The 21350-nt window shown below is 63.9% G+C and carries 2 protein-coding genes; both read right to left on the reverse strand.

Annotation, left to right across the window (positions count from 1 at the left end; translation table 11 throughout):
* Positions 1-37: 37 nt before the first annotated feature.
* Positions 38-8338 (reverse strand): non-ribosomal peptide synthetase, encoded by an 8301-nt coding sequence (locus CAF80_RS19455; protein ID WP_085667793.1) that lies wholly within the window; start codon positions 8336-8338, stop codon positions 38-40.
* On the reverse strand, positions 8335-21342 hold the full coding sequence (locus CAF80_RS19460; RefSeq protein ID WP_085667794.1) for a non-ribosomal peptide synthetase: 13008 nt from the start codon (positions 21340-21342) through the stop codon (positions 8335-8337). The genes CAF80_RS19455 and CAF80_RS19460 overlap by 4 nt, the downstream gene beginning before the upstream one ends.
* Between the last annotated feature and the right edge of the window lie 8 nt (positions 21343-21350).

Genomic DNA, 21350 nt, shown 5'->3' on the forward strand with positions numbered 1-21350 from the left:
CCCGGCCAGCGGCCGGGTTCCAGGATAAACACTTCAATCAGGACAACACTTGGCCCGCCGCCACCGTCAGCCCGTCATGCCACCACGCTGCAAGACTGAAGACGTTGGGCGCCTTGAGGATCGTGAAGTGGTTGCCCGGGCCGTACCACACCGCCAGATCCCTGGCCTCACGCTGCCAGCCTTCGAGCATCGCCGCCTGTTCGCGCTGGTTGCCCGAGGCGTCCAGCGTCGGGTCGTCCACCAGCGCCAGACGCACCGGACCGGTGTAGGCCAGCGCCGGCCGATAGACCGTGCGCAGTGCGGCGGCGAACGTGCGCACCGGGCCCTGCATCGCATCGAGTGACGCGCGCTCCGACAGCACACCCGCGCGCACCATCCCCTCGTGCAGCAGGCGCATTTGCGTGCTGTCGTCGGCTTCGGCGAAGGTCAGCGCATCGATGCCCAGGGACTTGCCGCTGGACAGTTGCAGCGACTCGATCAGCCGCAACAGCGCCGCCGTCGTGGTGTAAGGCTTGCCCACCACACTGTTGCCGCCCGGCGATTCACTGTCGATCAGCGTCAGGGATGCCACTTCGCGCCCCGCCGCCTGCAACTGCGCCGCCATGGCGTAGGCCACCCAACCACCGAACGAATGCCCGATCAAATGCACCGGTCCTTGCGGATACAGCTGTTCAAGCGCCCGCCGGTAGAACGTGGCGGCGCTTTCGACCCGGCTGTGCGGCACCGTCGCGCCGTCCAGGCCTCGGGGTTGCAGCCCATGAATCGGCCACTCCGGCCCCAGCGCCTCAGTCAGGTGGAGGAACCCGGTAACACTGTCGCCGGCACCCGGCACGCAGAAAATCGGTGCATGTCCGGTGTGACCGGTCTGAATGGTCAGGATCGGCTGATAGGCCGTTGGCGCTGGCGCAGTTGCCGTTTCCAGCGCCTGAGTCAGGGCCTGCCCCAGAGCCTGAACGTGCGGTGCTTTCATCATGCTCTGGTGATCGCCCGGTACGTCGATGCAGTGCAACTCGGCACCTGGCAATTCTTCAGCCCAACCGCGCGTGGCGCTGAGTCGTGACATTTGCGCCGAACGCTCCGTGGCACGCAGCAGATGCAACGGCAGGCCGATCGGGTTGATCCGGTAATGCGCCAACGCATGCCCGTGGGCCACTTCCCGGTCGAGGTAATGCCAGGCATCCGCCGACGAGACAGCCGCCAGTTCGGGCCTGAGCAACTGTTGTTCGTGACAATGGTTGAACAAATCGGCGAACGCCCACTGCTCAAGTTCGGTCTGCAACATGGCCAGACGCGCCAGTGCCTGCTGCCCCTGCGTCTCGCGTCCGGCCCAATGCGCCGTGCAATGCAGAAGCAATTGGCGCTTGTGTACATGTGCATCGTTCCACAGCGCCTTATCCGGATCGGCCAGACGTGGCACGTAGGAGTCGATCAGCCCGACGAACGCCACTGACTCGTCCATCCCGAGTAGTTGCGCCGCGATTTCATAAGCCAGCACGCCACCGAACGACCAGCCGGCAAGCCGATAGGGGCCGTGGGGTTGTCTGGCGCGGATCACCTCGACCAGCCGGGTTGCCAGGCATTCCATGGTGCGCAGTTGCGCCATACCGGGATCGATACCCGGCAAGCCGTAAATCGGGAACTCGCCGCCGATGTACAGGCCCAGCGCCGGGAAATACAGGTCCCGACCACTGAACTCATGCACCAGGAACAACGGCGTGCCCCGCTCGCTTGCCCGCACCACGACCACGCCGTCATGGTGTTGCACAGCGTCATCGCGCTGGCACAACAGCGTGGCAGCAGACTCGACAGTTGGATGCTGGAACAGCTCGGCCAACGAAATCGGCCTGTTGGCCTTCTGCATCAGATCGACGAGCCGCACCGCCAGCAGCGAATGCCCGCCCAGTTCGAAGAAGTTGTCATGGCGGCCTACCCGCCCGACTTGCAACACTTCAGCCCATAGCCCGGCCAGTGATTCCTCAAGAGGATTGGCCGGCGCCTGATAGTCACGCATGACCAGCGCTTGGTGTGTCGGCGCGGGCAAGGCTTTGCGATCGACCTTGCCGTTGTTGTTCAGCGGCAGGCTCTCCAGCACCACCCAGGCGGTCGGCACCATGTACTCCGGTAACCTGGCTTGCAGCAGCGCGCGAAGGGTAGCGCCCTGCAATGCAGGATCGTGCGCCGTGTAATAGGCCACCAGCCGCGTTGGCTCCTGGCCGCCGCGTCGGGCCAGGACCACCGCTTCCTTGACCCCCGGACAGCTCAAGAGGCGGTTTTCGATTTCTCCGAGTTCGATCCGGAAGCCGCGGATCTTCACCTGGTCATCATTGCGGCCGAGACATTCCAGTCGCCCCGGCGACTGCCAGCGGACCAGGTCGCCCGTGCGATACATCAAGGCTTGCGGGTTATCGCTGAACGGATCCCGGAGGAATTTCTCGGCACTCAGTTGAGGCCGATTCAAATAGCCCAGCGCAACCCCCTGACCACCGATGTACAACTCGCCGGTGACGCCGAACGGCACCGGTTGTTGCCGGTTATCCAGCACATACACGCGGGTATTGCCGATGGGGCCGCCAATCGAGACGCTGTCGGCATCCGGCGCCACCTCACGCACTTCGAAGGTGGTGGCGTACGTCGTGGTTTCGGTCGGGCCATAACAATGCACCAGGCGCAGGTCCGGTGCTTCGGCGAGCAGCTTTCGAAACGCTGCCGGATCGCCACGCTCCCCACCGCACAGCAGGATGCGCAGCCCTTTGAGCACCTCGGGAATCAATTGCACATACTGATTGAACAATGCGGTGGTGACGAAGAGGATCGTGGCCCCGCACCGGCTCAGCTCCCGGCCGAATGCCTGTGGGTCGAGCAAAATCCCATGATCGATCACGGCCACCTGGCCACCGTTGAGCAAAGCGCCCCAGATATCCATGGTGCTCGCATCGAACGCCGGGTTCGAAGCGAATGCCACGCGATCACTCGGGTTGAAATCGGCGTAGCCGCAGTCGATCACAAGGCGGGTAATGCCGCGATGCGGCACCATGACCCCCTTCGGCGTGCCCGTGGAGCCCGAGGTGTACATGATGTACGCCAGCGCCTCCGAGGACTGAGGCAGATCCGGGTTGTGCGAAGGACTCCCGGCAAGCGCCAGGGTATCCAGATCCATTCGTCGCACCGGGTACTCGAAGGCCTGATCGCTGCCGGTCAACAGCGCGACCGCCTGACAATCCTGCACCATGAATGCCTGACGCTCGGCGGGTGCGTTGATGTCCAGCGGCACATAGGCCGCCGCACACTTGATGATCGCCAACTGCGCGATCAACAGTTCCAGCGAGCGTGGCAACAGAATCGCCACATGATCGCCAGGCTGCACACCTTGAGCGATGAGATGATGAGCCAGGCCGTTGGCGCGGCGGTTCAGTTCTGCGTAACTCAACACCTGCGTCCCGTGCACCGCGGCAACGGCCTGCGGATGCTCGGCGGCCTGCATCTCGAATACACGGTGCACGGTCAGCGCTTGCGGACTGTTCCGCGCGGTGGCGTTGAATTCGTCGAGCAACTGCGTGCGTTCCTGATCCTCGATTATCTGCGCGTGTTCCAGCACTGCCTGGTCGTTGTTGACCATGGCCTGCAACAAGCGCTGGAAATACCCGACATAACGCCGTGCCGTCGCCTCATCGAAGAGCGCTGTGGCGTACTCCATCCAGCCATTTATCCCGTTGGGCGATTCACCCAGGGTCAGGGTCAGGTCGAACTTGGCGAAGTGACTCGGCTCCGCCACCGCTTCCAGGGTCAGATCCCCCAGCGCCAATACCGGCCCGTCGCTGCTGCGCCAGTTGAACATGCTCTGGAACAGCGGGCTGTGGGCCAGACTGCGGGCCGGTCGGGCGATTTCCACCACTTGCTCGAAGGGCAGGTCCTGATGGGCCTGGGCCTGCAGGGTCAGCGCCTTGACCCGCGCCAGCAGCGCTTCGGTGCTCAACTCACCGGAAGTATCAATGCGTAACGCCAGGGTATTGACGAACAACCCGATCAATCCGTCGATTTCGGCCCGGAAACGGTTGGCCACCGGCGAACCGACCACCACGTCCGATTGCCCGGCCAAACGACTGAGCAGCATCGCCCACGCGCTCAGCATCGTCATGTACAGCGTCACGCCATGGCGCTGGCTCAAGGCTTTGAGGCCGGCGCTCAAGCGCTCGTCCAGGCACACTTCGACGCTGCTGCCGGCGTAATCCTGTTGCGGTGGTCGCGGTCGGTCGGCAGGCAACGTCAGCAAGGCTGGCGCATCGGCCAGCGTGCGTTGCCAATAATCGCTCTGGCGCTGCAAAACCTCCCCGCTCAGCCAGCGTCGCTGCCAGACGGCATAGTCGGTGTATTGCAACGCCAGCGGCGGCAAAGGGTCCGCCAACCCCTGACTGAAAGCCTGATACAACGCCATCAGCTCGCGGGTCAGCACCTCCATCGACCAACCGTCGGAGATGATGTGATGCAAGGTGATCAGCAACACATGGTGATCGTCGGCCATACGCACCAGCCGTCCGCGAATCAACGGATCATCCTGCAAGTCGAACGGGCCGGAAGCTTCCCCCTGAATCAGCGCCTGCAAGGCTTCATCGGCCTGCGGGTGCTGGCGCAGGTCCTCGACCCGCAGCAGCACGCCACTGTCGGGCGGAGTAATCAGAACCTGGGCTTCGCCGTTGTACGGCGTGAAACGGCTGCGCAGGCTTTCGTGGCGGGCGACAATCCGGGTCAGCGCCCGCTGTAGCGCATCGGCGTCGAGCACACCGCGCAGACGCAGACCGATCGGAATGTTGTAAGCGGTGTTGGCACCTTCCATCTGCGCCAGAAACCAGAAGCGCTGCTGGGAAAACGACAGCGGCAATGCGCCTTCCCGTGGCACCGGCAGGATCGGCGGCTGCGTCGAGCGTCCGGCCCGGGCAAGCGACTGCGCCACCGACGCCAGCTCGGCATTGGCGAACAACTCGCCGAGCGCAAGCTCCACACCCAGCCGTTGACGCACTTGCGCGACCATGCGCATGGCCAGCAACGAATGGCCGCCCAACTCAAAGAAATGATCCTGACGCCCTATCCGTTCGACCTGCAGAACCTCGGCCCAGATCTGCGCCAGCGTGCATTCGAGCTGGCCTTGCGGCGCCTCGTATTCACGAGTGAGCAGCGCCGTGCGCTCCGGCAACGGCAAGGCCTTGCGATCCAGTTTGCCATTGGCGGTCAGCGGCAGGCTGTCGAGTCTGACGAACGCGACCGGCACCATGTACTCGGGCAACTGGCCCAGCAGATGCTCGCGCAGTTGCGCCACAGCCAGTGGCTGCACCTGCGCCTGCTCGGTGAAATAGGCCACCAGCCGTGGTTGTCCGGGCTCGTCTTCACGGGCCAGCAGCACCACTTCCTGAATGCCGGGAAGTTGCTGCAGACGGCTTTCGATTTCCCCCAGTTCGATGCGCATGCCGCGGATTTTCACCTGGTCATCGTTGCGCCCCAGATATTCGATCGTCCCGTCCGGGCGCCAGCGAGCAAGGTCGCCAGTGCGATACATACGCGCATTCGGTCGTTCACTGAACGGGTCCGGCAGAAAGCGTTCGGCGGTCAGTTGCGCACGGTTCAAGTAACCACGCGCCACGCCTCGGCCACCGATATACAGCTCGCCGGGCACCCCGATCGGCACCGGACGTTGTTGGCCATCGAGCAGATACACCGAGGTATTGCTCACCGGTTTACCGATGTGCAGCGCCTCCCCCGCCTCGATCCGTCCGGACGTGGCAACGACGGTGGCTTCGGTCGGGCCATAGTTGTTGATCACATCGAAATGCTGATTGCGCGAAAACTGACGCAAGCGGTCGCCGCCGATCAGCAGGGTACGCAATGTCGGGTGCTCGAGATGCCGGCTGAAGGCGTATTCGGCGACGGGAGTCGGCAGGAAACTCACGTCCAGCGGTTGCGCGCACCACCAGGCCAGCAGCCCGTCGACGTCTTCACCGCCGTCCTGCGCAGGCGCCAGGTGCAGGGTCGCGCCGACGCACAGAGCTGGCCAGACTTCCCATGCCATTGCGTCGAAGCCGAACCCGGCCAGACTCGACGTATGGCGACCGGTACGCAGGTCAAAGGCGTTGCAGTGCCAGTCGACCAGATTGGCCAGTGTCTGGTGTTCGACCATCACCCCCTTGGGCAAACCGGTGGAGCCCGAGGTGTAGATCACATAAGCCAAGTTCGCCTCGGACAGACCTGCTACCACTGGGTTTGCGTCATTGCCTGAGCGCCAGGTGCGCGGGTCGAGATCGAGTACCGGCAGCTCCTGTCCCGGCAGCCGTGCGAGCAGGTCACTCGAGGTCAGAATCGCCACTGGCTCGCAATCGCTCAGCAGATAACTCAAGCGTTCGGCCGGATGCGCGGGGTCGATCGGCACATACCCGGCGCCTGCCTTGAGGACAGCGAGCAATCCGGCCAGGGTATCCAGCCCTCGCCGGGCGACGATGGCTACCCGGTCATCCGGCTGCACACCCAGATCGATCAAGCGATGCGCCAGAAGGTTGGCCTGGCGGTTCAGTTCGTGGAACGTCAGTTGCTTGTCCAGGTGCACCGCCGCCAGCGCTTGCGGTCGCGCGACGACCTGCGCCTCGAAGCGTTGATGAATGGTCTGTCCGCGAACGTATTCGACATTGCTGGCGTTGAACCCCGTCAACAACTGTTCGCGCTCCAGGCCGGGCAACACCGACAGTTGACTCAACGGCGTATCCGCCGCGTGCTCCAGCGCCTGCAACAGGTTTTCCATGGCACACAACATGTAGCTGCAGATGCGCTGCGCCTCGACTTCACGGGTGGCCAGCAGCGTCAGGCTGAAGCGATCACCAAAGTCATCGATGCTCAAGGTCAGCGGGTAATTGGTGCGTTCCTCCGCATGCAGGACGCTGATCCCCTCCCAGGCCGAGAGCGCTTCGGCACTGGCATTGGCACTTGAGGTGCTGTGCCGATAATTGAGCAGCGAACTGAACAGCGGCGATGACCCGACCACCCCACTGCAGCGTTGGGCCAGCACCAGCGGTGCGTGCTCATGGCGCATCAGGCTGGTCAGACGTGCATGGGTGGCCTTCACCGACTCATTCGCTGCCAGCGCGCTGACCTCGACCCGGAGCGGCAAGGTGTTGATGAAAATGCCCAGCGCGCGGTCGGTCGACTCCGCCCCTTGCATTCGCCCCATCAGCACGGTACCGAACACAACGGCGGACTTGCCGGTGAGTGCATTCAGGACCTGCCCCCAGCCGAGATGGAACAGACTCGCGACACTCACCCCGAGCGAGCGGGCACTGGCTCGCAGGCGCTGCCCCAGCAACGGGTCAAGTGGCACACCGCACTCTTCGATGTCGCTGCCGTCGCCATGCACGCCCTGCAGGCCGAACGGCAACGTCGGCTCGTCGATGTCACCGAGCATCTCGCGGAAAAACGCCTCGTGCTCGGACTCGCTGATGCCTAGCCGCGCCTGGGCGACATAATTGCGAAACGGTACGGGCACTCCCAGTCTGGTGCTCTGTCCTGACAGGCACGCCTGCATTTCCTCGCTGACCACCGCGAGCGCCGAGTGATCCATCGCCATGTGGTGAAACAGCAACATCGCGACGATACGCCCGGTCTCTGAATCCCGGGCATGAGCCAGGCGCAATAGCGGCGCACGTGTCACGTCGAGACGGAAATGCCGGGCGTCGAATCGCGCATGCAACTGCTCAAGGACATCGCCCTCAGCCGCATCAAGCTGCACGTTCTCCAAAGGCAACTCGACACTTCGCAGGACGACTTGCACCGGCGTGTCCAGTCCTTCCCAGACGATGGCGGTGCGCAGAATGTCGTGGCGCTCGATGACAGTCTGCAGAGCCCGAACGAATGCCTCGAACCGCTCGGGTCCGCTGAACGCGAATTTCGCCTGCATCACATACGGATCACCCTGTGCAGCGCTCGCGTGGTGGTAGAGGATGCCCTCCTGCAACGGCGTCAGTGGATAGATGTCCTGGACATTGGCGCCGCCGCCAGGGATCTGCGCGACAATTTGATCGAGGGTGTCCTGGCTCAGGTCAACCATTGTCAGCATCGCCGGGGTGACCCGTGTTGTGCCCGGTGAAATGCCATTGACCGGCACTGCAACCTGCCCTTCCCGTGCGGACGAGTAACCGCCCGCCTCGATCAGCTCGATCAATGCCGGTTTGTGCTCGCGCAATGCGGCCAGCAAGGCCGGTTCACTCAGGGCCTGCTTGTTGCCATTGACCCGTAATTGCCCGTCCGTGATTGCCAACTGGATGTCTTTTGTCTTCAGCGTCGCCAACAGTTCATTCAGGTTCACAGGACGATCTCCATTCTTTCCGTGATAGCCGCGTAACCAGCCAGAGTCGGTTGCTCGAACAACGTCCGGACATCGGCTTCGATACCTGCCTGTTGCAGGCGCCCGATCAGGCTGACCGCCAGCAACGAATGCCCTCCCAGCTCAAAGAAATGGTCTTGCCGCCCGACGCGCTCGACTTTGAGCAATTCGCACCACAGTACCGCGAGGAGGATTTCCATCTCGCCGACCGGCGCTTCGTATTCGCGAATGCTGACTGCAGCCGAATCCGGTGCGGGCAGCGCCTTGCGATCGACCTTGCCGTTGGGGCTCAGCGGCAGGCTGTCGAGCGCGACGAATGCCGACGGCACCATGTAATCGGGCAAGCGTGCCAGCAAGTGTTCGCGCAACGCCTCGATCCCCGGCTGCCCGGCTTCGGCGTGCCACGTGAAGTACGCCACCAGACGCTCATCACGCACCAGCACCACGGCTTCGCGCAGGGCTGGATGGCTGAGCAGTTGCGCTTCGATCTCACCCGGTTCCAGACGCAAGCCACGCAGCTTGACCTGGAAGTCGTTGCGCCCGATGAATTCGAGCTGGCCATCGGTGCGATAGCGCACCCGGTCGCCCGTGGCGTACAGCCGATCGCCGGCCACGAACGGGCTCGGGATAAACCGTTCGGCCATCAATTGCGGCAGGCCCAGATAGCCCCGCGCAACCCCGGCACCACCAATGAACAACTGACCGATCACGCCCATCGGCACCGGCCGCTGAGCGGCATCGAGGACATATAGACGGGTGTTGTTGATCGGCCGTCCGATCGGCAAAGCACTGTCCGGCACCGGCATCGACGGTTCCAGCGTCCACACCGTGCTGTCGACCGTGGCTTCGGTCGGGCCGTAAACGTTGTGCAAGCGCACTTGCGGCAAACGCTCGCGCACAAGGCGAGCCAGCGCCGGCGTCAGGTCACCGCCGCCACAGAACACGTCGGTGAGGCTGCTGCACTGGCTGACGTCGTCCTGCTCGAGGAACTGTTGCAACAACACTGGCACGAACTGGATCACGCTGATCCGCTGCTCGCGAATCACCCGCGCCAGATACGCCGGTTCGCGGTGTCCGTCAGGACGTGCCAGCACCAGACGCAGGCCAGCGCTCAGAGGCCAGAACAGCTCCCAGACCGAGGCATCGAAACTGAACGGGGTTTTCTGTAACAGGGCGCCGTCGGCCACGGCGGGACACAGCTGCGAACTCCAGTGCAGCAGATTGCCTACGCCATGATGCTCGACCATCACGCCCTTCGGCGCCCCCGTCGAGCCGGAGGTGTAGATCACGTAGGCAAGGTTCGAGGCGCTCAGGCCCGGCACTTGCGGGTTGTCCTCCGGGTTGGATGTCCATTGCGCCTGATCCAGATCGATCACCCGCGCGGTGCTCTCGTCGAGCAAAGCGCGAGTCGCCCCATGCACCAGCACCGCTACCGGCGCGCTGTCCTTGAGCATGTAATCCAGACGTTCCGCCGGGTACGCCGGGTCCAGTGGCACATAGGCACCGCCGGCCTTGAGGATGGCGAGCAGACCGACGATCAGCTCCAGCCCGCGCTCGACACAGATCGCCACCCGCGAATCCGGCCCCACGCCCAGCTCACGCAGGTAATGGGCCAGGCGATTGGCCTGTGCGTTGAGTTCGGCGTAGGTCAGCCGCTGCTCACCGGCCTGCAACGCGATGGCTTGCGGCGTGCGTTGCACTTGCGCCTCGAACATAGCGTGAACGGTTTGCTCCAGATCGTCGGCGGTGCCGGTGACGTTAAGGTCGTAAAGCACCCGCTGACGTTCTGCGCCGTCAAGGATCGGCAAGCGGTTCAGCGGCTGATCCGGAGCCTGCTCCAGAGCATCCGCCAGTTGCTCCAGCGCGGTCTGCATGTAGTCGCAGATCCGCTGCGAGCCGATGCTCGCCGGGGTCATGGCGGTGAGCACGAACCCGCTGCCCAGATCATCGACGCCCAGACTCAGCGGATAGTTGGTGCGCTCTTCGCTGCTCAGGGTCTCGATGCCCTGCCAGGCCTGACGCCGGTTTTGCTGTTGCGCCGCGTCGGCGCTGTGCCGGTAGTTGAGCATCGAACTGAACAGCGGTGACGGCGCGGCGACGCCACTGCAACGCTGGGCCAGCGCCAGCGAGGCGTGTTCATGACCGAGCAGCGCGCTGAGCCGCGCATGCGTCGCCCGAGCCCCATCACGCACCGGGGTTGCTCCCAGATCGACCCGCAGCGGCAAGGTGTTGATGAACATCCCCAACGCCCGGTCGGCCCCCTCGCCGCCCTGCATCCGGCCCATCAGCACCGTGCCGAACACCACCCGCTCCTGCCCGGATGTCGCCGTCAGCACCTGCGCCCACGCGAGATGAAACAGGCTGGCCACGCTGATGCCCAGTTGCCGCGCGAGACTGCGCAGACGCTGGCCGGTGGCGGCGGTCAGGGCCTGTTGCGTTTCCTCGATGTCGCGACCGTCTCCCTGCACATCCTGCAAACCGAACGGCAGGGTCGGCTCGTCGATGTCGCCGAGCATGTCGCGGAAGAACGCCTCGTGCTCCTGCTCGCTGACACCCAGCCGCGCCTGCGCTACGTAGTTGCGGTAAGGCACGGCCGCGCCCAACGAAGCTTCATGCCCTTGCAGGCAGGCGAGCATTTCTTGCTGCACCACGTCCAGCGCGGTGTGATCGAGCACAAGATGGTGGAACAGCAACATCGCAAGCACCCGGTCGTGTGCCCGATCACGGGCATACACCAGACGCAGCAACGGCGCCTGGCTGATGTCGAGCCGGTAGTGCCGGGCATCGAAACGCCCGTGCAATTGCTCGAGGATGTCGCCATCCGCCGGATCAAGCACGATCTCCTGCACTGGCAGATCTGCGTGACGCCAGACCACTTGCATCGGCTCGGCCAGTTTCTGCCAGATCACTGCCGTACGCAGGATGTCGTGACGGGCAATGACCTGGCGCAGCGCCGCCGCGAACGCTTCCACACGCTCGACGCTGTCGAAGGCCAGCCGCGATTGGAGCAGGTACGGGTCGCCCTGCTCCGCGCTCAAGTGATGATAGAGGATGCCCTCCTGCAACGGCGCCAGCGGATAAATGTCCTGCACGTTGGCGGCGCCACCCGGCACGCTGGCCACGATCCGGTCGATGCTCGACTGATCCAGCTCGGTCAGGCTCAGCAACTCCGGAGTGATGCGGGTGCAGTCGGCAGGAATGAGATTGACCGGCACTTCGATTTCGCGACCGCTGCCCACCGCTGCGGCCAGTGCAGCCAGCGTTGGCTGGCTGAACAGCACACGCACGTCAGTGCTCAGACCAATCTGGCGCAGGCGTTCGATCAGGGTGACGGCCAGCAGCGAGTGGCCACCCAGTTCGAAGAAGTTGTCGTGACGTCCGACCTGCTCCAGCTTCAACACGTCGGCCCAGATCTGCGCCAGCGCAGTTTCCACCGGACCTTGCGGGGCTTCGTATTCGCGGCTGAGCCAGGCGTTCTGATCCGGCTCCGGCAAGGCCTTGCGGTCGAGTTTGCCGTTGGCGGTCAGCGGCAAGGCGTCGAGGCGCACGTAAGCCGCCGGGATCAGGGCTTGCGGCAAGCGGGTTTGCAGATGATTGCGCAGGGCTTCGATATCGGTCGGGGCTCGCTCGGTGAACCACACCAGCAACTGGCCGTCGCGTACCAGCGCCACTGCGTCCTGCACTGCCGGATGTGTGGTCAGGGCGGCTTCGATTTCTCCCAGTTCAACCCGCACGCCACGCAGTTTCACCTGATCGTCGTTGCGGCCCAGGTATTCGATGTTGCCGTCCGCCAGCCAGCGTGCGAGGTCGCCGGTGCGGTACATCCGCGCCTGCGGCTGATCGCTGAACGGATCAGTAAGAAAGCGTTCGGCGGTCAGATCGGGACGGTTCAGGTAACCGCGCGCCACGCCAGCGCCGGCGACGTACAACTCACCCGTCACACCCACGGGCACCGGACGTTGCTGGTCATCGAGCAGATAGATTCGGGCGTTGGCCATCGGCCGACCGATGTGCAGCGGCTGGCCGACTTCGACCCGGCCGGACGTCGCGACCACCGTGGCTTCGGTCGGGCCGTAGTTGTTGATCACCGCGAAGGTCTGTTCGCGGTTGAACTGCCGCAGCTTGTCGCCGCCGATCAGCAAGGTACGCAGGGTCGGGTGTTGCAGTTCGCGGCTGAAGGCATATTCGGCCACCGGGGTTGGCAGGAAGCTGACCTGCAACGGCTGCGCCCGCCACCAGTCAAGCAGTTCGTCCAGATGCTCGTTGCTCACCGATTCCGGCGGCAGATGCAACGTCGCACCGACGCACAACGCCGGCCAGACTTCCCAGGCCATCGCATCGAAGCCGAACCCGGCCACGCTGGCGGTGTGGCTGCCAGCCTGCAGGTCAAAGGCTTCGGCGTGCCAGTGCACAAGGTTTTCCAGGGTCGCGTGTTCGACCATCACGCCTTTCGGCTGGCCGGTGGAGCCTGAGGTGTAGATCACGTAGGCCAGGTCGTCCGGCGTAAACTCGGCAACCTGCGGATCAGCAACCGACAGGTCTTGCCAGGTCTCATGGGCAAGATCAATCACAGGTACGCCAGCCTGATTCGGCAAAGCTACATCGCGAACCAGTACCACCCTCGGCGCACTGTCGGCCAGCATGTAAGCAATTCGCTCGGGCGGATAAGCCGGGTCGACCGGTACATAAGCGGCGCCGGCCTTGAGGATCGCCAGCAAGCCGACCAGCATGTCCGGGCTGCGTTTGAGACAGATCGCCACTCGTGTCTCGGTAGTGACCCCCAGCCCCTGCAGATGATGGGCCAGGCGATTGGCGCGCTGGTTCAATTGCCTGAACGTCAGGCGCTGCGTGCCCGCCTGAACCGCCACGGCATCCGGCGTGCGCGCAACCTGTGCTTCGAACAGACGATGAACACCTTGCGCTGACGGGTAAACCGCCGTGCTCGCGTTGAAGTCGCCAAGCAGCTGCGCGCGCGCCGCCGCTGACAGGACGTTGAGACGTTCAAAGGCCTGTCCGGGGTTGTCAGCCAACGCTGTCGCCAGCTCCGTCAGAGCGCTGTGCATCAGCTCGCAGACCCGCTGCGCCCCCACATGATCCGGGGTCAGCACCGACAGATTGAAGCCATCGCCCCGGTCGTTGATGCTCAAGGTCAGCGGATAATTGGTGCGCCCGTCCTGGGCCAGGAATTCGATGCCTTGCCAGACCGGGTCAACCGTCTGTCGCGCAGCGTCGTGGCCGCTGTGTCGATAGTTGAGTACCGCGCTGAACAGCGGCAAAGGGGCGGCCACGGCGCTGCAACGCTGAGCCAGTGCCAGCGACGCATGCTCATGTCCCAGTAAAGCCGCCAACCGCTCATGAACCGTTCGAACCGCTTCGCTCACACTTTGCCCGGCAACTTCCACGCGCAACGGCAAGGTGTTGATGAACATCCCCAAAGCCCGATCCGCGCCCTCGCCGCCTTGCATCCGCCCCAGCAGCACGGTGCCGAACACCACGTCCCGGCGTCCGGAAGTCGCCGCCAGCACCCGCGCCCAGGCGAGATGAAACAGGCTTGCGACGCTGACCCCGTATTGCCGCGCCTGTCGGCGCAGGTGCCGATTCAATTCCACCGGCAGCGCCAGCGAATGCTCCTCGATGTTGCGGCCGTCGCCCTGTACGTCCTGCAAGCCGAATGGCAGGGTCGGCTCGTCAATATCACCGAGCATCTCGCGAAAGAAGCTTTCGTGTTCTTCCTCGCTGATGCCTTGGCGAGCCTGATGTACGTAGTTGCGGTAGGGCGCGGCAGGCGGCAAAGACTCAACCTGCCCCGGCAGATACAATTGCATTTCCCGGCGAACCACCTCCAGCGCGGTGTGATCCAGCACGACGTGATGAAACAACAGCACACCTGCCACCCGGTCATGCAGCGGATCTTCGGCATATACCAGACGGATCAGCGGTGCCTGACCGAGGTCGAGGCGATAATCCCGGGCATCGAAGCGTGCGCGCAACTGATCGAGGATATCGCCATCCAGCGGACTCAGAGCGACCGATTGCACCGCCAGCGCGGCCTCTCGCCATACCACTTGCTGCGGGCTCGGCAATCCTTCCCACACCAGGCTGGTGCGCAGGATGTCGTGGCGCGCAATCACCTTTTGCAAGGCGTTGGCAAAAGCGTGCAAGCGCTCGACGCTGGCAAAGGCTAGGCATGATTGCAGCAGGTACGGGTCACCCTGCTCCGCGCTCAAGTGGTGATAAAGGATGCCCTCCTGCAACGGCGCCAGCGGATAAATGTCCTGCACGTTGGCGGCGCCGCCCGGCACGCTGGCCACGATCCGGTCGATGCTGGCCTGATCCAGTTCGGTCAGACTCAGCAGCTCCGGGGTGATGTGGGTGCAGTCGGCAGAAATGCGATTGGCCGGCACTTCGATTTCGCGGCCGCTGCCCACCGCAGCCGCCAGGGCTGCCAGGGTCGGCTGGCTGAACAGCACGCGCACGTCGGTGTTCAGGCCGATCTGGCGCAGGCGTTCGATCAAACTCACGGCCAGCAACGAGTGGCCACCCAGTTCGAAGAAGTTGTCGTGGCGTCCGACCTGCTCCAGTTTCAACACGTCAGCCCAGATCTGCGCCAGCGCGGTTTCCACCGGGCCTTGCGGGGCTTCGTATTCGCGGCTGAGCCAGGCGTTCTGATCCGGTTCCGGCAAGGCCTTGCGGTCGAGTTTGCCGTTGGCGGTCAGCGGCAAGGCGTCGAGGCGCACGTAAGCCGCCGGGATCAGCACTTGCGGTAGACGCGTTTGCAGATGATTGCGCAGGGCTTCGATATCGGTAGGCGCATGCTCGGTGAACCACACCAGCAATTGCCCGTCGCGCACCAGCGCTACTGCGTCCTGCACTGCCGGATGGCTGGCCAGCGCCGCTTCGATTTCCCCCAGTTCAACCCGTACGCCACGCAGTTTCACCTGATCGTCGTTGCGGCCCAGGTATTCGATGTTGCCGTCTGCCAACCAGCGCGCAAGGTCGCCGGTGCGGTACATGCGCCCTTCGTTGAACGGATCATTCAGGAAGCGCTCGGCGGTCAGATCGGGACGGTTCAGATAACCCCGTGCGACACCGGCGCCGGCGACGTACAGCTCGCCGGTGACGCCCACCGGCACTGGCCGTTGCTGGTCATCCAGAATGTAAACCCTGGCGTTGGCTATCGGCCGGCCGATGTGCAGCGGCTGGCCGACTTCGACCCGGCCGGACGTCGCGACCACCGTGGCTTCGGTCGGGCCATAGTTGTTGATCACCGCAAAGCTTTGCTCACGATTGAACTGACGCAGCTTGTCGCCGCCGATCAGCAAGGTGCGCAGGGTCGGATGTTGCAGTTCGCGGCTGAAGGCATATTCGGCCACCGGCGTCGGCAGGAAGCTGACCTGCAACGGCTGCGCCCGCCACCAGTCGAGCAGTTCGTCCAGGTGCTCGTTGCTCACCGATTCCGGCGGCAGGTGCAATGTCGCGCCGACGCACAGCGCCGGCCAGACTTCCCAGGCCATCGCATCAAAACCGAAACCGGCCACGCTGGCGGTGTGACTGCCGGCCTGCAGGTCAAAGGCATCGACGTGCCAGTGCACGAGATTTTCCAAGGTCGCGTGTTCGACCATCACGCCTTTCGGCTGGCCAGTGGAGCCCGAGGTGTAGATCACATAGGCCAGATGCTCGGGGGTCAGGTTCGGCAGTCGTGGATTGCTGTCCGGCAGATGCTGCCAGGCGTCGCTGTCAAGATTGATCACCGGCACGGCACCCAGCAGGTCGCGAGTGGCCGTCTGTGCCAGAACCGCCACCGGATCGCTGTCCTGCAGCAGGTAAGCGATCCGTTCCGCCGGATGTGCCGGATCGACCGGAACATAACCGGCGCCAGCCTTGAGGATCGCCAGCAGCCCGACCAGCATCTGCGGACCCCGCTGCACACAGAGCGCGACGCGATCGTCCGGTTGCACACCGAGGCCGATCAGGTGATGGGCCAGACGATTGGCGCAGCGGTTCAAGCCGTCGTAGCTCAGACTTTGCCCGCCCTGCACCACTGCCACAGCATCGGGTTGGCTCGCCGCTCGCGCTTCAAACAATTGGTGCACCACATGGCCGTGAGCAAAGTCGCGACCGGTGACATTGAAACCGACCAGCACGCGCTGGCGTTCGGCCGCCGACAGAATCGACACCTGATTCAATGGCGCATGGCGATCCTGCTCCAGCGCGCTCAGCACATTGTGCAGTGCCGTTTGCAGGTAATCGCAGACCCGCGCGCCATCCACTTGGGGCACTGCCTGCACAGAAAGCCGGAAGCCCTGTCCAAGGTCGTCGACGCTGACCACCAGCGGATAGTTACTGCGCTCACGAGAATCGAGAATCCGGATGCCTTCCCAGCCCGGCGTCGCCGTCTGTTGCGCGCTGTGGCGATAGTTGAGCAAGGTATTGAACAGCGGTTGCGAACCCGTCACGCCACTGCAACGTTGAGCCAGCATCAGCGGCGCTTGCTCATGCACCAGCAGTTGCGCCAGACGCTCGTGGGTAGACCTGACACCCGCCTCCACCGTCGTTGCCCCGACATGGACCCGCAGCGGCAGGGTGTTGATGAACATGCCCAACGAACGATCGGCGCCCTCTCCCCCCTGCATGCGCCCCAGCAACACCGTGCCGAATACCACTTCCTCGCGCCCGCAGACCTGGGCAAGTACCTGGCCCCAGGCCTGATGCACCAGACTCGCAACACTGATGCCCAGCGTGCGGGCCTGTTTGCGCAGGCGTGCGGCAAGACGCTCATCCAGTGCCAGCTCGCTGTCCACGATGTTTGTGCCATCACCGAGTACGTCCCGCAGGCCGAACGCCAGGGTCGGTTCGACGATGTCGCCGAGCATCTCGCGAAAGAACGCTTCATGGGCCTCGGCATTCGAACCGAGACGGGCCTGAGCGACATAGCTGCGGTATTGCACGGGGGGTGGCAGCGCGCCGACTTGCCCGTCAAGTGCGTCGCTCATCTCGGCCACCAACACCTCAAGCGCGGTGTGATCGAGCACGATGTGGTGCAACAGCAGGATCCCGACCCAGCGGTTTTGCAAAGGGTCCTCGGTGTAGGCAAAGCGCATCAACGGCGCACGCTGCAAGTCCAGGCGATAGTGTCGCGGATCGAAGCGCGCCTGCATTTGCTGTAACACATCACCGTCCTGCGGATCGGCATCCACCCGCTCCAGTGCCAGCGGCGCCGCACGCCACACCACTTGCACCGGCTCCTCGAGGTTTTCCCTGACCACGCTGGTACGCAGGATGTCGTGCCGGGCGATGATACTGTTCAACGCGCGAACAAACGCCTTGATCTGCGCCAGTCCGTCGAAGGCGAACTGCGCTTGCAACACGTACGGGTCACCGTCGGCAATGGCCAGATGGTGATAGAGGATCCCCGCCTGTAACGGTGCCAGGGCGTAGATGTCCTGCACGTTGTCGATACCGCCGTCGACGGTCTCGACAATACGGTCGATGGCCGCTTGATCCAGCGTGGCCAGCGGCAGCATGTCCGGGGTGATGCGGGTGCAACCGGGTTCGATGCGGTTGGCCGGCACGCTGACCGTGGCGTCCCCTCCCAGCGTCGCGGCGAGTGCAGCCACGCTTGGCTGGCCGAACAGCACACGGACGTCGCACTGCATGTCCTGCTGACGCATGCGCTCGATCAGCTTCACCGCCAGCAGCGAATGACCGCCCAGCTCGAAGAAATTGTCATGCCTGCCCACCTGCTCCAGCCCGAGCAAGGTCTGCCAGATCACAGCGATGCGGGTTTCGATTTCGCCAAGCGGTGCTTCAAACGCCCGCCGGGCGAAGGCTTCGTTGTCCGGCTGCGGCAACGCCCGGCGATCGAGTTTGCCGTTGGCCGTCAGCGGGAAGGCATCGAGGCGCACGAACGCGCCCGGCACCATATGCTCGGCCAGCGATGCCAGCAGGTGATCGCGCAATTGCGCAACGCTCGGTTCGACACCTTCGGCGGCCAGCCAGTAGGCCACCAGACGCGTGTCGCCAGGGCTGTCCTCGCGGGCGATCACCAGCGCATCGCGCACGCCGTCGCAGGCTGCAAGACGTGCCTGAATCTCGCCAAGTTCGATACGGAAACCACGGATTTTCACCTGGTCATCGTTGCGTCCCAGGTATTCGAGTTCGCCCTCCACCGTCCAGCGTGCCAGATCGCCGGTCTTGTACAAACGCGCTTCGGCATGCTCGCTGAACGGGTCGGCAATGAAGCGCTCGGCGGTCAACGCCTCACGATTCAGGTAACCACGGGCAACCCCGGCGCCACCCACATACAACTCCCCGGTCACTCCGGCCGGTACGGGTTCCCGCCGGGCATCGAGGACGTACAGCTGCAGGTCGGGAATGCGCACGCCGATCGGGCTGCTGGCGGTCAGTTGCGCGTCTGCCACCACCAGCGGGCGATAGGTCACATGCACCGTGGTTTCGGTGATGCCGTACATATTCACCAGCCGGGTGCCGGCGTTGCCGACCCGCGCATACCAGGGCTTGAGCGATCCTGGCTCCAGCGCCTCACCACCAAAAATCACCTCGCGCAGCGAATGCTGCAGCGGACTGCGTCCCTGAGCGGCGACCAACTGGCGGAAAGCGCTCGGCGTCTGGTTGAGTACGGTGACACCCGAGCGGCAGAGCAACGCGTAACACTCGTCCGGCGAGCGACTGATGTGTTGCGGCACCACCAGCAACTGTCCGCCGTACGCCAACGCGCCCCAGATTTCCCAGACCGAGAAATCAAAGGCAAACGAATGGAACAATGCCCAGACGTCTTGCCCGTTGAACCGGAACCAATCGTGGGTCGCGCCAAGCAGGCGGGCCACGTTGCGGTGCTCGACCATCACGCCTTTGGGCAGCCCGGTGGAGCCAGAGGTGTAGATCACGTAGGCCAGATGCGCCGGATTCAAGTCCGGGATCTGCGGGTTGAATTCAGGTTCGGTCTGCAAATCGTCGTTATCGAGGTCGATCCGCGGCACGGATAGCCCGGCAATCCGATCCAGAGTCGCGGCCTGCATCAGCACCGCCACCGGCGCACTGTCTTGCAGTGTGAAGGTGATGCGCTCCAGCGGATAAGCCGGATCGATCGGCACATATCCGGCACCCGCTTTGAGCACGCCGAGCAGGCCGGCGATCATTTGCGGGCCGCGCTCGACGCAGATCGCTACCCGGTCATCCGGACGGATGCCAAGGGCGAGCAAACGATGGGCCACCTGGTTGGCCTGTCGGTTGAGTGCTCCATAGCTGTAAGTTCGTCCCTCGAACAGCAACGCGACCGCCTCGGGCCGAGTGTGCGCATGCGCTTCGAACTGCTGATGGATCAAAGGCGTATCGGGAAACGTCGCCTTCGGTGAATTGACGCCATACAGCCAGTGCTCACGCTCGGCGGGCGGCAGGATGTTGAGGCTGTGCAATGCGGCTTGCGGGTTGTTCTGCAGCGCATCGACGAGACTTGCCAGTGCCGTGCGCAGGTAACCGGCGATGCGTGAGGCGCCAAGCGTCGCGTCGGCCAGCACCGTGATGCGCAGGTCTTGACCGAGGTCATCGATGTTGACGGTCAGCGGGTAATTGGTGCGCTCGCGGGCACCCAACACGCGCACCCCCGGCGACAGCTCGATCACTTCGGCGACTTCCTCCACGCTGCTGTGGCGGTAATTGAGCATGGCGCTGAACAGCGGCGTCGGGACCGCCACGGCGCTGCAACGCTGGGCCAGTGCCAGGGACGCCTGCTCATGGGCGAGCAGCGCGGTCAGGCGCCGGTGCGTCGTCAGCACGCCGTCATGAACGCTCGACGCGCCGACATCCACCCGCAAAGGCAAGGTATTGATGAACATCCCCAAGGCCTGTTCGACACCGTCAGCCGCGTTCATCCGTCCCAACAGAACGGTGCCGAACACCACCGCCGAGCGCCCGCACAGCTGACCCAGCACCCGCGCCATGGCCAGGTGCATCAGGCTCGCCACGCTCACCCCCGATTGTCGCGCGTGAGTACGCAGGCGCTGGCTCAGATCGCTGTCGAGCATGCACGAGACTTCCTCGATGCCCTGCCCGTCACCTTGTACATCGTGCAAGCCACCGGGCAGTGTCGGCTCGTCGATGTCGCCGAGCATCTCGCGGAAAAAGTCTTGATGCGCTTGCTCATCCGACCCCAGACGTGCCCTCGCCAGGTGGTCGCGAAACGGCACCGCCCTCGCGACTTCGGCATCGCGGCCGGACAGGTAGGCCTGAATTTCCCGGCGCACCACATCGAGCGCGACGTGATCCATGATCATGTGATGGAACAGCAACAATGCGACCACCCGGTCGTTGACCGGATCCTCGGCGAACACCAGCCGCAGCAACGGGGCCTGTTGCAGGTCGAGGCGGAAGTACTGCGGGTCGTGGCGTGCCAGCAATTGCGCGAGTACGTCCTCGCGGTCATTCAGATCGACTTCCTCACAGACCAGCGGGGCTTCACGCCAGACCACCTGCACAGGTTCGTCCAGATGCTCCCAGAGGATGGAGGTGCGCAAAATGTCATGGCGCTCGATCACCCGACGCAACGCTTCGGTGAATGCCTCCAGCCGTTCGCGACTGTCGAACGTGAACCGCGCCTGCGACACATAGGGATCACCCTCGGGGGCGGAAAGGTAGTGATAAAGCAGCCCCTCCTGCAGTGGAGCCAGCGGATAGATGTCCTGCACATTCGCCACGCCACCCGGCACGGTGGCGACGATCCGGTCGATGGCCGACTGATCCAGCTGCACCAGCGGCAGCATGTCCGGGGTGATGCGCAGCGCCGGGCTCGACCAGTCGCCGCCGTGGCTCGCCACCAGTTCCAGCAACTGCGCCTTGTGTTTGGCGAGGCTGTCCCACAATGCATCGTCCAGTGCGTCGTCATCGCCCAGAATGACCAGGTCTTCATCGTCCTGTTGAAGGCGGATCGCATGGGTGGAAATAACAGCCATCAGCTCGCGAAATTGCATGGGGGTAA

The sequence above is a fragment of the Pseudomonas sp. B34(2017) genome (assembly GCF_002112915.1).
GTDB classification, from domain to species: Bacteria; Pseudomonadota; Gammaproteobacteria; order Pseudomonadales; family Pseudomonadaceae; genus Aquipseudomonas; species Aquipseudomonas pharyngis.

Excerpts from the sequence above, each read along its gene's own strand:
- CAF80_RS19460 (WP_085667794.1), bottom strand. The coding sequence starts at position 21,342 with ATGCAATTTCGCGAGCTGATGGCTGTTATTTCCACCCATGCGATCCGC.